Genomic DNA, 14237 nt, shown 5'->3' with positions numbered 1-14237 from the left:
TGATCATGTTTCGACAGTTTCTCTTAATTTGTATAAGAATGTTACAAATTCGATCGTATTTCGGCAGATTCTGAGGGGGTAAGGAGCCTGCAAAGCAGGCTCCTTCGAGAGTTACAAATACTCTTCAGCGTAAGCTGCGAGTGGTGAGCGGGGTACGCCTTTCAGTTGTAGGGCGCCACCATGTGGAAAGTTTTTCAGGCGTTCAGTCATATACGTCAGACCTGAACTGGTAGGGGCAAGGTAAGGCGTGTCAATCTGTGCCAGGTTACCCAGACAGATGACCTTACTGCCTGCTCCGGCGCGGGTGATGATCGTTTTGATCTGGTGTGGCGTCAGGTTCTGGCATTCGTCAATAATAATCAGACTTTGCTGGAAGCTTCGGCCGCGAATGTAGTTAAGGGATTTAAAGTGCAGAGGCACCTGCTTCAGAATGTAATCGACACTGCCGTTGGTCGATTCATCATCGTAGTGCAGGGCTTCAAGGTTATCGGTAATGGCACCGAGCCAGGGCTCCATTTTTTCTGCTTCGGTGCCGGGTAAATAGCCAATATCTTCGTCCAGCCCACGGGTTGAACGTGTGGCTATGATTCGACGAAATTGTTTGGTAGCAACCGTCATTTCGATAGCGGCTGCCAGTGCCAGAATGGTTTTACCGGAACCGGCTGCGCCTGTCAGATTCACCAGATGGGTATCCGGATCCAGTAACAGGTTCAGAGCCATAGCCTGATAAATATCGAGCGGTTGTAAACCCCATGCCTCCTGATTCATAAGGTTTTCGTGGCTCATGTGCAGCAGCTGAACTTCGTCGTCGGTCAGACTGTGTACTCTGGCAACAAAGCCGGTGTCGTCCAGAAAAAACTGGTTCAGGTATAAGTCTTCGCTGAAGGTGTCTCTGGGGATTCGGTGATAAGTGGCTCCTTCCACCTGCTGAGTGTTGACTTCGTTGACGCGATCCCAGAAATTTCCCTCAAAGTGCAGATAACCGTTGGTCAGCATACCGATATCGGACAGCAGCTGATCGCTGTGGTAATCCTCTGAATGAATACCGCAGCCCCTGGATTTGAGGCGCATGTTGATGTCTTTGGTGACCAGTACCACTTCAGTATCGGGGTGGTTGCGCTGGTACTGGCAGATGTCGTTAATGATTTTGTTGTCGTTGTTGCTGGTCGGCAGCGTGGTAACGTTGTCTGCTTCCTGGTGGGACAGGATGGATAGTGTGCCAAGGGGGGCGGCTTTTTCTCCCCGGGTAATGGCGACGCCGCTTTCAATTTCTGCCGGAGAGGCGCTGCCCAGTATCTGGTCAATAATGCGGATAGCCTGACGGCAATCAGCAGCGATGGTTTGTTTTCCGTTTTTGAGTTTGTCCAGTTCCTCCAGAACTGTCATTGGGATGAGTACGCGGTGCTCTTCGAAGTTCAGTATTGAGTTTGGGTCGTGTATCAGGACATTGCTATCAAGTATGTAGGTGGTTGTTTGGGTTGAGATGATCGGCTTGGCTTCCAAGGCTTTTCCCATAAGCGACTTCCTCGTCGGTTTGTGGATCACTCATATTTAATAGTTATCGAAAAAATGGAGGTCATCAAGTTTAAATTTCCGTTAGAAATAAAAAATAAAATTTTCACTCCAAAAATCTTTTTTTCACCTGTTTTGGTTCTAAAATTCAAAGAATAAGCTGCTTTTCCTACTATCTACTTACCTTTCGAATACTCCCCATTTAATCTGCTTTTTGTGACGGATTAATCATTGAACGGGTCTTTTTGACAAAAAAATGACCGGATGAACCGGCCACTTTTTTATCGTTTTGTGAGCTACTTCAATAATTCTTCAGGTGGGTATTCCATGTTCAGTTTGGCGCCCAGCATTTCTTCCAGATCAGGAATCAGGAAGGAGTCATCTTCGCAGGCAAAACTGATGCTGGTGCCGGAAGCGCCCGCCCGGCCGGTTCGGCCAATGCGGTGTACATAATCTTCCGGATCTTCGGGCAGGTAGTAATTCACCACATGGCTGATACCGTCAATATGAATGCCACGTCCGGCAACATCGGTGGCGACCAGCACATTGATTTTACCGTTCTTGAAGTTTTCCAGTGTGCGTATGCGTTTCTTCTGAGGGACTTCGCCAGATAATTGATCGGTTTTGAAACCGTCTTTCTGCAAACGTTCTGTGAGCTTGCGGGTCTGGTCACGACGGTTGGTGAAAACGATCACGCGATCCAGATTGTCCTGTTTGATCAGGTTGGTCAGCAGGGGGTATTTCTGTTCGTTGGTGACAAGATAGAGTTTCTGGTCAACGGTATCGGTTGCCACGCTTTCCGGTTCAATCTCGACTTTAACCGGTGTCCAGGTCCACTGTTCGCCAAGGCGCAGTACTTCGTCGGTAAACGTTGCCGAGAACAACAGAGTCTGGCGATCGCCCGGACGAGGTGTCATTCGAACAATGCGGCGAACCTGGGGAATAAAGCCCATGTCCAGCATGCGGTCGGCTTCGTCGATAATCAGGGTTTCAGTCAGGTCCAGATACAGGTCTTTGCGTTCACAGTAATCCAGCAGACGACCGGGTGTTGCCACCAGAATATCGATGTAGTTGGCATTGATCTTCTGGCGCTGTTTGTCATAGTCCATACCGCCCACCACAGTCACCACATGCAGAGGCAGGTGTTTGGTCAGGGCTTCGGCGTCTTTGCCTATCTGCAGAGCCAGTTCTCGGGTTGGCGCAATAATCACTGCACGGGGTTCACCAATGTAGCGGGTGTCGGGTGGTGGAATATCGATCAGCTGTTTGATGGTACTGATCAGGAATGCAGCGGTTTTACCTGTGCCGGTTTGTGCTTTACCAATGGCGTCTCGGCCAGCCAGAGTGCTACCCAGAACCTCTGCCTGAATGGGTGTGCAATACTTGAACCCCAACTCGTGAATGCCTTGCATCAGGCCGTTGGGCAGGTCGAAATCATGAAAGCGTGTTTTGCCTTCTTCCGGCTCTACCACAAACTGGCTGATATCCCATTCAGGTACAGATTTTTTCTGAGCCGGTCTGGAGTGACTTTTGCGGGCGTTATTGGTGTGCTTCTGGTTGCGCTTTTTCTTGCGCGAACCGGAAGCCTCAGAGTGTTTACCCTGAGCTTTTTTTTCATTTTTCGGAGCAGTCGCAGACGTTTGCTTTTGTCCGGATTGCGGTGCCGCTTTTTTTTTGCGGAAAATGCTTAGTAAACCACTCAATGCTTTGATCTCGTTCCTTATCGATTTCCTGAACCGGACAAATGAACAGATTCAGGCTGAGCAACTGCGGCCAGAGCTACTGCCAGATGATGTTGGCGGTGAACAGGTCAGGTTCAATGTACCTGCCTCTAGGAGCCTGTCGGACTTACCACTGACCTACTGCGAAAAAGCCGGATTTGGCCATTTTTGACGATCCTTTTCGTTGAATAGCTCGCTATTCGCCTCAAATGATCGTCAAAACTGTCTCAAACCGGTCTTTTTCTCGCTACGGTCGGCTAAGTCCGACAGGCTCCTAGGGTGGCATGGCGCAGTATGATGTCGCAGAGGGTTGTTTAAGGTTCTGCGGCTAATCCCATCGATTTTAAGTTAAACAAGGCGGAAGAACCACTTTTGAGCGTATAGATCTTGATTAATCAGTCGTTTTACAGCGCTTCGTGGTGTTCTTCCTTTTCTTCTTTATCTCTGGGTTTACGCATATAGATGCGTCCGGCTTTTTCTTTTTTACCGACTTTGCGCAGTTTGCGACGCCACTTGCCTTTAAGCAACATGAGCATCAGAGGCTGGTCAGGTACTGGCCGAACAGAGAAGTTTTTAAAGTGAGCAGCGAAGAAACTCGCTTCCTCAAAGGATTTCTGAGCCTGCGCGGCGGCTGTTTCGGGCGCAGGCGCACTGCTGCGATCCGGGCCGGAAAGGATTTGTACAAGTGATTGAACGGGACCAAATTCCATATTGCATACCCTCAGCCACCCTTGGCGGACTTATAACCTTACCTTCTTTATTCTATGGTTATTCAGAGATTTCGGGTATTAGACATAGGTATCACTGATTGGTTCCAATGGCGGCTTTTTGCTGCGAATTAACCAGAAAAATGCCGAAAATAGTGATGATCGTGCCAATCATGATTGAAGCGTCGATATCTTCATTCAGGATAAGCAGGGCCAGCATCAGGGTGCTGACCGGAATCAAGTTAATAAATGCTCCCGCCCTGACTACCCCCAGAGCCTGTATGCCCTGATAGTAGAGCAGAAAGGCGCAAACCGTTCCGAATACGCCCATATAGACAATGGCTATCCAGGCATTGCGATCAAACGAGAGAATGGCTTGATGTATAGGAATTTCAAAGCATAGATAGAAAACCTGTTGTCGTATAGTTCTGATGGTTTTTTCTGAAGAGAGATCAGGCCGTTTTATCTGACACTAAAAAACCGCAGTTTTTCAGGTGATATTGGTGTGAAGTTGAAATAAACCATCTATTTCTCTGCTTCTGTTTGCTCAGGACACACTGACCCTGTTACTCCAGAGCAACCGGTCTGCCCAGTGCCAGCCGTTCATGGCACTGCCGCAGCTCCGCCAGTGTTTTACCCGGCACGATGCCTGTCAAAATCATCCTGGATTGGCACATGATACATTCCAGTGGGTCTACCCCAAAACTGTTTTTCATCAGCGCCGGGAACCGGATCGGAATGGCTTTTCTCTCAGGCTGCTCCAGCAGATCATAAACTTTCGGTAACAGCTTTGAGCGCACTCGGGTGGCCAGGAAACCGTAGTACCGGATCATGCGGAAGCCTTTGTCCGGAATGTGCTGTACCAGGCGTTTGATGAAGTCCTCCACTTTGCTGGTAAAACGCAGATACGCTTTGGTGGTATGGTTCAGATAACCGAAGATCACCTCCTTGCCATCGTAGTGTTTCAGGCGGCTCATGGACAGGGCTGGGCGTTTCAGGTAGCGACCCAGGTATTTGATGTTGCGGTGGTGATTCTTGCTGGGTTTGGCAAAGTGAACGATCCAGGGTTTCTGGTAGTGGCCATTGAGCCAACGATTGAATCCGGTTTTGTTGGGACAGATGGCTTGCAGGGTTTTCGGAAGCTTCAGTTCCCCTCGGCTGTAGCTCTCCCGTAAAAGTTGGGTGATTTCATAGCGCCACATGGGCATGAGTGCCAGCTTGCTGAAGAAGAGAGGCTTCCAGTCTTTGTTGTCATTGGCCAGCCCGCCACGGGTGACAGACAGGTGCACATGCACGTTCCACTTCAGGTCACGGCCGAAGGTGTGCAGGGCGGTGAAGATGCCGGGCAATATTCCCTTTTTTCGGGTCAGCTTCAGAACAACCTTGGCTGCCAATCCGCTGAGTGCGCCCAGCAATTGCCGGTTGTACCGGAACAACTCCCAGAGTTCCGAGGGCATGGTGAAGGTGATGTGTTGCCACTCGGTATCCGGAAATATCGCTTTCTGCTGTTCTATCCACTGGTCAGTGAGTTTCTTGCCGCAGGTGGGACAGAACCGGCTCTTGCAACTGAAGCAGACTTTTTTCTGGTGCGAGCATTTTGGGTTGCTGCACTGGAACACGGCATAGCCCCGCACCGTCAATCCGCAGCTGAGCATTTTGATGACGTTATCCACAATGGAAGGACGTATGCGGTGTTTGTGCTTCTGGTAAAAGTGCCACCATGCGCCGCCTTTCTGGAAAAGTGTTTTAAGTCGGGTTGGGAGGCGAATCACTCTTTACCTTCCGATGAACTGAGATCGCCATTCTTGCGTTTTCGATGTTTTCTTTTGTGATACGACAGGGCTTTCGCATTCTTGCAGACCGTCCCGCATGGCCGCTGCTGGCCATCCTCCCAGACCACTGTCACGTCACAGATTTGTTGCCCGGTGTGATATTGGCTTTTGTGAGTACACAGGTCTAGAGCATTCTTGCAGACCGTCCCGCATGGCCGCTGCTGGCCATCCCTCCCGACCACTGTCACGTCACAGGTTTGTGGCCCGGTGTGGTCTCTTCTTTTGTGATACGACAGGGCTTGAGCATTCTTGCAGACCGTCCCGCATGGCCGCTGCTGGCCATCCTCCCCGACCACTGTCACGTCACAGGTTTGTTGCCCGGGGTGATATTGTCTTCTGTGATTCAACATGTGTTGGGCATTATTGAAGACCGTCCCGCATGGCCGCTGCTGGCCATCCTCCCCGACCACTGTCACGTCACAGGTTTGTTGCCCGGGCTGATATTGTCTTTTGTAATCCGACAGAGCTTTCGCATTCTTGCAGGCCGTCCCGCATGGCTGCTGCTGGTCATCCTCCACGTCACAGGTTTGTTGCCCGGTGTGGTCTATTCTTTTGTGATTCAACAGGTCTTGAGCATTCTTGCAGACCGTCCCGCATGGCCGCTGCTGGCCATCCTCCCCGACCACTGTCACGTCACAGGTTTGTTGCCCGGTGTGGTCTCTTCTTTTTGTACTCTTGATATCACTGTTTTCTGTAAAGTTGTTCAAGTAAACAGGACAGCGGTATGGATTGTTTTCATCTTGGGTGCTAGGCCGAATACCGACAAAGTGATTATCATTGGATAGAAGTCCCAGATATACAGGTTCCCCTGTGGTACTTATAGACGATGCTTCTGAGACTATGGTGACTTGAAAATCATCAGGATTGGCGTAGGTAAAAACCTGATCCTGAGTCAATCCACTGGCATGCAGATTGACAACGACAAAAGTTTTTTCGAGTAAGTGGCTCAGAAGCGGCAATAAAATAGTGAAGTCTGGCCATTCTCGATTGGTGAGTTGTTTCAAAACCAATCGGACATTTTCTACACCCTGTACAGCTTCCCAGCCTGAGAGAAAATTTAGATATTCGGTTGTCAATTCCTGCGCATTACCTTCTAAGTAATTTTTAATCATGGCAATGAGCCTTTCAATCAGACCAGAGACGTTTACATCTGCGGATAAATTGATAGCATGCAGCCAACAAAGGTTATCTGTGGGAGTTCGCAAAGCACGGAATTCCTTAAGATGCTGGTTTAACAGCTGTTGAGAGTTATCTCCCGTAAATTCAGATTCAGAGCCAGTGTGCTGAAGCTTTTTCTTTATAGCAGGACAAGGATTTCTGCGGAGAAAACAGGAGCCGTCAGTACAGAAACCGCATAAATGTTGTTCAGTTGCTTCTAAAGGCTGTAGGGCAGAGGCAACGGGAAAATTACCAAAGCCATTAGAAGCGCTGGAACCTGGAGCTGGAGCTGGAGCAGATTGAAATGATAAACACAGCTGTTCCCCTATACCTATATATGTATCCAGTTCCATACGGTAATCCTGACACCGGCCATTAGCAGGATGCTGGTCTGCGCCGCGATTGGAGGCATAGGTGCAAGGTCCATTGTTACATGGATGCTCGGGACAATGCTGGCCGAAGGTATGTGCGGAACCAGGGGGAAAACCGCCACCGCCACCAGAATTACCAGACAGGCAGCCTGAAGAAGGTGAATATCCAAAGGAATACCATGAGCCAGATGATTGGTCCTGTTGTCGTTCCGGGAAAGATTGCCAGAAAGAACTTCCTTGATTCGAGTTCATCAACGTGATGATTTGAAGTTCATGCTGCTCACTAGACTCCTGTTCATCCATTTGACTGAACAGAGGGAGTTCTGGATTCCAGTGTTTTCTGGTCAGCCAACCGACGACGACAGTCGCTACCACAGGTAGCCATAAATAAGGCTGGGACTCAGGGGGGCTTCCCTGTTTTTGGAGAGTCAGAATTAATGTGTAACCGATGACTTCACGATTGGCGTACAGAGGCTGCCAAATGGACTCAACCACAGTGGTCACGGTTTGCCAGAAACCGGGAGGTCTGTATGGCTTGTCATCAGGTGGTGAGTCTGATCCTGCATAGCTGCTTGTGTCAGTAGTGTCTGCCGAGTTTTTCCGCAATGGCTCCATATCAATGGCTGGCATTGCAGGCCATGCATCCAGGTCAGGCTTTATAGAAAAGCTTTGGTTGTTATGTTCAACCTCTACAATAAAACTCTTTGTCTGCGTCTCAGCCAAACAGACGAAAGAGAGTAGCAGTAGTACAGCAAAGAGTAAGCGTTTTATGGCTCTATCCTTTCATTCCAGTTGTTCATAAGGACGACATTAAGCGAAAGGCCTTGGCAACTAAGGTCTGCAGGCAGGCTCGCAATTGACAGATCTTGCAAGGGCTTTCGCTCGGATCGCATTATATGGCTCGGCAGTAAAGTTCATGCTTATCACAGACATAGCTGTAGACCTTGATTACCATGGGATTGCTCTTAATGTTGTCCCTATGTCCAGTTGTTAGAGTGAGAAAGGATAGTTCAGGAAAATGAGTGTGTCAGGGCTTACGCATCAATCTGAACTAGCAAATGCCGATTACTCGATGCTGCAGTTTTTGATATTTGAGGGAGAGCAGGAAATGGCAGGGTGGCATAAGAGCAGACTACTACTGCAGCTCCGAATTCAAGCCTTGCGAGATTCCATCATAGCCACAGCAGCAGGTTGGAGGTAAGATCTCATAGGAACTTAATAACCGTCAAGTGTCGTATCTTGCTAATTCGCCCATTACCCGTTGTCACTGCCTTTCTGGATGCTTTGAACGATTCGCTCAAGTCCATCAATTCCTCTGCGCAGTTGAGTAGATCCCAGAAAGTGGCACTGGGCGTTTTTATCATGGGAATCGTGGTAACTAAAACTATTAACTGGGCTGCTTTTGAGCGCAGAAGCTTAGGCAGATTCAAAGCGACCCGTCTGTGCTGGATGTTTTATCAAGCAGAAATTGCATGGCAAAGCCTGCTACAGGCCAGCGTCAGAAATATTCTTCTACGCTATGGAATACAAAGTGGAACCCTTGCTATCGACGATACAGGAAAAAAGCGCACTAAAAGGACTTCAAAAATCGACGGTGCCCATAAGATAAAAGACAAATCAACAGGTGGTTATTTTAATGGGCAGGAACTGGTGTTTATGGTGCTCGTTACTGAAGTAGCTACCTTTCCAGTAGGGTTTCGCTTTTATATTCCTGACCCTGAGTTATCTGCATGGAGGAAGAAAGACAAGGCGCTCAGGAAGCAAGGCATTCAGAAAAAAGAACGACCGAATCGTCCTGAGCCAGATCATGTTCGTTACCCCACCATGCAGTCGTTGACGCTGGTTATGCTGCAAGAATTTGTTGATTCGTTTCCTAACATTACGATCAAAGCAATTCTCGCTGATGCACTGTATGGCACAGGAGACTTTATGGATAAGGCTGCGGAAATAACAGGCGGAGCCCAGGTTGTCAGCCAACTGCGCTCGAATCAGAAAGTATCCAACCGAAACCACTCGGAAGCGACTCTCAAAGCTTACTTTTCGCGCCAGAAAGGCGCTGAAACTCAACTCATAATACGCGGTGGCAAAGAAGAGCAGGTCACGATGCTGGCTGCTCGGCTGTATGTTAAGGCTCATGGGAAAAGACGTTTTGTTATTGCCCTGAAGTATGAGGGTGAAGAGGATTATCGCTATCTGGTGGCTTCAGATATGTCATGGCGGCATACCGACATAGCCAGGATTTACACCTTGAGGTGGTTGGTCGAGGTTTTCATTCAAGACTGGAAAGCTCATTGTGGCTGGAACAGGTTGAGCAAACAGCAAGGTGCTGACGGATCGCAGCGCGGCGTGATCCTGAGCCTGCTGTGCGAACACATGCTGTTACTGCACCCTGAGCAATTCGTCCTACTGAAAAACAAACAGGCCGGAATGCCCGCAGGCTGTCTGATCGAACGCCTCAATGCAGAAGCCTTGCTTGCTACGGTGAAATCAGTGGTTGAATCGGAAGATCCAGATACCGAGCTTAAGGCTCTGGCCTTAGCCTTAGAGCATACTTTGCCCAAGCGGGAGTCGAGCAGGCATATGGCTGGTAGAGACCTGGGAGAACAAAAGGCAACTGACTCACTCAAAGCACACGCCCGGAAGTTTAACCTAAATTCAGCAGTTGAGCGATTACCCACCGCGCTCTAAGAGAGCAATGCCAGCTACTATCCTGCTAAACCTTGCTTTCGCTTAACTTGAGTTAATAAGCTGGACAGGCGTAATAATTTCACCTTTTGTTAAAAATTTCGACACAGCCCTCGTTAATATTCGGCACCAGATATCAATTGGAGTCAACTGCGCTGCAGTCTTCTTAATGGCATCAAAAAATACACAGAGATCTTCCTGCATTGTTTGGATCTTTTTTATCAAATTATGCTGACTGGTAATCGTTATTTTTTTCTTACGCCCACTCTCTGTTAACTTGCCAATAGCACTCATCAATAATGGCCTGCTGGTTATTGCTTCTTTATGCGAATCAGGATTGCTCAGTCTTACAAACAAAGTCCACCAGTTATATGCCAGTGCAACCATCCTTGATAGAATACGACATCGCTTTATATCCTTGGTTGTGTAACCTCCCCATCCCCAGTGATTTTTGATTTCATCAAAATTATTTTCACAGTCAGCTCTGTCTCTGTAATGATCTATGATGGATACAACGTCATTATCAAGACTGGTCACTAATACTGAGTACTCAAAGAGTTTGATGTTTTCAGGGTCTGAGATAAAAGCGATTTCTTTTTGCTTCTTATTATTCTCTTTCTCCAGCAACAGAGAATCACCTGATAATCTTCTTCGAACAATAATGATTCGTCTTGATTTCTCCCAACCACCTAGTTTTAATTCTGACTCCTTGCCTTCCCAATATCTGTTGTAGCGAACCCATCCCCCGCTACAGTGCGCATGGTATATGGACTTTTTGACGTTGGCTGTCTTCTTTACTTTGAATAGATAACCACAATTTGCTTGTTCGAGTTCTGACATCACTCTGTCACTGCCCCAGTCACAATCACCTCGAACAAATTCAGGCCAACACTCTTTTGGTAGACGGTTTAATAGATTTATTAAACCGGGCAATGAATGCTTACTGTTTCCTTTATCACCGGGCTGAACTTCAACATCAAGAACCAGCTTTAAATTAGCCATCATGTAAGAATGATAAGTATGTGAAGGACGCCCTTTCTTATGAGGGTTATAACCTGTTTCTGCTCCTTCCTGACTTCCGTAAATGGTTTTTATCGTAACGTCGACATCTAATATCCATGTTAACTTTAATAAGGGTTCATAGCATTCCTGCAAATGATGCTGCATCCATTCAACACCTTCTTTCTCATCTATTTTGAGTAAACCCCGACGAGCAGAATCATCACTGACTACCTTTGTCATACCCAGTAATTTGGGATTCACTCCATCCCCGGTTAACGTTCCAATATGAGCATAACGTTTGTGACCTGAGAGTATTGAGAGAAAAAGGGAACCTATTACATTAACTTTTTCAGGTGCGTTATTGCTTTTGTAAGTTAAAGGGCAATCTTCAACCCATGGTTCAAATCTACAACCTGTTTTTAAAAACTGAATAAAAAAGGGTAACTGCCCCATTGGTGTGACTGATGCGCCAGGTTCCCACTCAACATGGATTTTTCCCTCAAACGTGTCCACTTCAAGAGAGGTCGTTGAGCACTTTTTGCTGAGTTCTTTAAGTTCACCTTTTGGGTGAACAGATTTTGGTGGAAAAATCATCTGTATCCCTCTTCGCAGATGGGGTTACAGTTTAGTCGGGATTCTCAAGTGATGAATTTAGGTTTAAACTTTTAGATGCAGCTTAGAATCAAGATAAATACGTTACTTGTTTAGGTAAAACTGCAGCATCGAGGATTAGGGAGTTGTTTTCTCTAACACACAGCTGAAAAGAAGTTGAAATAATCAAACTCTCAGGATTTTTAAACGACAGTAGGTTTTATATCTCCTGATTTTCACCAATTCCAAACCGAACAGTCGTACTTTGAAAATCTGTAGTCGTTAATATTCAGCCTCTACAAGATAGGTACGATTGTTTTAATTTGATGCGTAAACCCTGATGAGTGTGTTTTTTGTCAAAGCCAAAAGGTTGCACCGCACAAAAAGTCGCAGCGAAGCGGCCTACCTTGAGGACGTATTTGCCAATGACCGAGTAACTGGCCCAGCAGATTGCACAGACCAGAATGGATAGGTCGCCGGAACTGAACTGCATCAGATTATTCCAGCTTCCGTGAGACGCGACCAGTACGGCTCCGGACACTGACAAACCAATGCCCACCAGTTTGCGGCGGGTCAGCTGATCTCCCAGAAACAGAACGGACATGAAGGTAATGAAGACGGGGTTGGTCGCAACGATGACAGAGCTACGACCGGAGGACACCGTTTCCAGCCCGATCAGTAGGCACAGGTTGTAACCAAGAACCCCGGTTAACCCGAGGGCTGTTAGCCCGATAAACTGGGTGGGTGTGGGTACGGGTATGCGCTTTTCTTTCCAAAGCAGAATGAAGATCAGCATGACAGTGGCGATGGCAAACCGTAAAAAGGCTGCCATGGCAGGCTCAACGTCGCCGGCAATGGTTCTTCCTGCCACAAAAACACCGCCAAAGAAAAAGCTCATGACAGCCAGTTTGATATAGGGAATAAGCTGTTTTGAAGAGAAATATTTATTCACATCCTGCCCGTACTGCTGGTTGAAGCCCGATGGAGTATAGACATGAATAATCAGGGGAGGTTCACAGGGCAGCTCTTGCAGATAAACTTCTGAAGGAGCTGCCCAATACATTGATCAGGAAGAACGGTTACAGCCCGGACACAATGTCTTTGCTAAAGCTTTTCTCGCAATATTTGCACTTCAGGCGGACGTCGCCCTGATGTGCGCGCAGGGAGAAGTGGGTATCAACCGGCTCGTTGTGGGTGATGCAGTTGGAGTTCGGGCAGGCAAAGGCACCCAGCAGGCTGTCGGGCAGCGCCATTTTGAATTTGTCTACGACTTCGTAGTTGTCAATCACATTGATGGTGGCACTTGGAGCAAACAGTGCCAGCTGGTTTGCTTCCTGCTCGGTAAATTTCCGGTCAGTGACCTTGATAATGTCTTTATGGCCCTGGTCTTTGCTGGGCAGATTGAAACCTACAGTAATGCTGGCATCAGAATCCAGCAGTTGCAGACGATCCAGGATTTTAATGCCCTGTCCGGCCGGAATGTGGTCGATAACAGTGCCCTGACGAATGGCCTCAACCTGAAGTTTGTTTCTCATTGTCTATTCCTCAATTCGGTTCAGCTGTTTAAAGGACTTCATTCAATACCAGAGCCAGCAAAGCCTGGCGGGCATAAACGCCGTTTTCAGCCTGTTGGAAGTAGTAGGCGTAAGGTGTCTTATCCACTTCAACAGCGATTTCATCTACCCGTGGCAGCGGGTGCAGAACCTTCAGGTTGTCTTTTGCGTTCTTCAGTGAATCTACATCCAGAATATATTTTGAGGCAATGTGCTTGTATTCGGTTTCATCGAACCGTTCTTTCTGGACACGGGTCATGTAGATAATATCTACTTGGGGTGTCGTTTCTTCGATAGAGTCAGAGAAACTGTATTTGATGCCTTTTGCATCCAGCTCTTCCAGAATGTAATCGGGCATGGTCAAAGCTTTGGGCGCAATAAAGGTAAATTCTGCACCAAAGTGACACAGTGCCTGGGTCAGAGAGTGAACGGTACGTCCGTATTTCAGATCACCGACAAAAGCTACTTTCAAACCGTCCAGTTTGCCCTGACATTCACGGATACTGAACAGGTCCAGCAGGGTCTGGGTAGGGTGCTGGTTTGAGCCGTCGCCACCGTTGATGACGGGAACGCTGGAAAATTCGGACGCTAGTCTTGCTGCACCTTCCTGAGGGTGACGCATCACAAATGCATCGGTGTAGGAACTGATGATGTTAACGGAATCCGCCAGAGTTTCGCCTTTTTTGGCAGAGGTGTTGCCAGCATCGGAGAAGCCAATCAGGGAGCCACCCAGTCGTTGTACTGCAGTTTCAAAAGACAGGCGGGTTCGGGTTGAAGCTTCAAAGAAGCAGCTCGCGATCACCTTGCCTTTCAGCAGGTCCGGGCGTGGTGAGTTTTTCAGTTGTGCTGCTGTTTCCAGAACCAGTTCAAGGTCTTTCCGGTCAAAGTCAGCAATGGAAATGATATCTCTTTTGTAGAGTCGGTTTTCCATCAATAAACACCTGTCTGCGTGGGTTTTTAAACCAAAAAAAAGCCCCTTATAAAAAGGGGCTTTTTTAAAAAACGGGAAATCGACGACGGCTGGCTTTGAGAATGGGAGCCAGTGCTTCAGGTTTTGCTGTAACCAACATGAACATGGGTCGCTTAGCCTCGGAAGTATCCGTTC

At 47.8% G+C, this 14237-nt stretch carries 12 protein-coding genes; 2 read left to right on the top strand and 10 right to left on the bottom strand.

Going from position 1 to position 14237, the window contains the following annotated elements:
• Window positions 1-111: 111 nt before the first annotated feature.
• Both EZMO1_RS20710 and rhlB read right to left on the bottom strand, forming a co-directional pair.
• Window positions 112-1515 carry a PhoH family protein gene (locus EZMO1_RS20710; protein ID WP_034878080.1) on the bottom strand — a complete coding sequence of 468 codons (1404 nt, stop codon included), beginning with the start codon at window positions 1513-1515 and terminating at the stop codon, window positions 112-114.
• Between the two features lie 293 nt (window positions 1516-1808).
• A complete protein-coding gene (gene rhlB / locus EZMO1_RS20705) occupies window positions 1809-3215 on the bottom strand; it encodes an ATP-dependent RNA helicase RhlB (RefSeq protein WP_034878079.1) in 1407 nt (468 codons plus the stop codon).
• On the opposite strand from rhlB, the gene EZMO1_RS27445 reads away from it, so the two are divergent.
• Complete coding sequence (locus EZMO1_RS27445; RefSeq protein WP_222842151.1) at window positions 3196-3405, top strand: hypothetical protein; 210 nt, start codon at window positions 3196-3198, stop codon at window positions 3403-3405. The genes rhlB and EZMO1_RS27445 overlap by 20 nt on opposite strands.
• Before the next feature lie 232 nt (window positions 3406-3637).
• Here EZMO1_RS27445 and EZMO1_RS20695 read toward each other — a convergent pair whose 3' ends face one another.
• From EZMO1_RS20695 to EZMO1_RS20680, 4 genes are all read right to left on the bottom strand, one after another.
• Window positions 3638-3943, bottom strand: coding sequence for a hypothetical protein (locus EZMO1_RS20695; RefSeq protein WP_034878074.1), 306 nt, complete (start codon window positions 3941-3943; stop codon window positions 3638-3640).
• A 91-nt stretch (window positions 3944-4034) separates the two neighbouring features.
• Window positions 4035-4271, bottom strand: coding sequence for an EamA family transporter (locus EZMO1_RS27705; RefSeq protein ID WP_034878071.1), 237 nt, complete (start codon window positions 4269-4271; stop codon window positions 4035-4037).
• 235 nt (window positions 4272-4506) lie between these two features.
• Entirely contained in the window at window positions 4507-5712 is a 1206-nt protein-coding gene (locus EZMO1_RS20685) for an IS91 family transposase (RefSeq protein ID WP_086936433.1), read from the bottom strand.
• Entirely contained in the window at window positions 5709-8024 is a 2316-nt protein-coding gene (locus tag EZMO1_RS20680; protein ID WP_061509687.1) for a hypothetical protein, read from the bottom strand. The genes EZMO1_RS20685 and EZMO1_RS20680 overlap by 4 nt, the downstream gene beginning before the upstream one ends.
• Window positions 8025-8540: 516 nt before the next feature.
• Between EZMO1_RS20680 and EZMO1_RS20670 the strand changes: the two genes are divergently transcribed.
• Window positions 8541-9989 (top strand): transposase, encoded by a 1449-nt coding sequence (locus EZMO1_RS20670; RefSeq protein ID WP_145912683.1) that lies wholly within the window; start codon window positions 8541-8543, stop codon window positions 9987-9989.
• A gap of 42 nt (window positions 9990-10031) precedes the next feature.
• On the opposite strand, the gene EZMO1_RS25885 is transcribed toward EZMO1_RS20670, so the two are convergent.
• The 4 genes from EZMO1_RS25885 to pyrB form a co-directional block, all read right to left on the bottom strand.
• The gene (locus tag EZMO1_RS25885; protein ID WP_086936432.1) at window positions 10032-11582 is read right to left on the bottom strand and encodes a transposase; all 1551 of its coding nucleotides are present in this window, start codon (window positions 11580-11582) and stop codon (window positions 10032-10034) included.
• Between the two features lie 286 nt (window positions 11583-11868).
• The gene (locus EZMO1_RS20660) at window positions 11869-12531 is read right to left on the bottom strand and encodes a DMT family transporter (protein ID WP_187300034.1); all 663 of its coding nucleotides are present in this window, start codon (window positions 12529-12531) and stop codon (window positions 11869-11871) included.
• 127 nt (window positions 12532-12658) lie between these two features.
• Window positions 12659-13114, bottom strand: a complete 456-nt coding sequence (pyrI, locus tag EZMO1_RS20655; RefSeq protein ID WP_034878064.1) for an aspartate carbamoyltransferase regulatory subunit — start codon at window positions 13112-13114, stop codon at window positions 12659-12661.
• 28 nt (window positions 13115-13142) lie between these two features.
• The gene (gene pyrB / locus EZMO1_RS20650) at window positions 13143-14063 is read right to left on the bottom strand and encodes an aspartate carbamoyltransferase (protein ID WP_034878062.1); all 921 of its coding nucleotides are present in this window, start codon (window positions 14061-14063) and stop codon (window positions 13143-13145) included.
• Window positions 14064-14237 lie beyond the last annotated feature (174 nt).

Origin of the sequence: Endozoicomonas montiporae CL-33, from assembly GCF_001583435.1 — a bacterium.
Classification (GTDB): Bacteria; Pseudomonadota; Gammaproteobacteria; order Pseudomonadales; family Endozoicomonadaceae; genus Endozoicomonas_A; species Endozoicomonas_A montiporae.
Note: the sequence above shows the minus strand (reverse complement) of the source record. Positions and strands in the feature narration are given on the sequence as shown.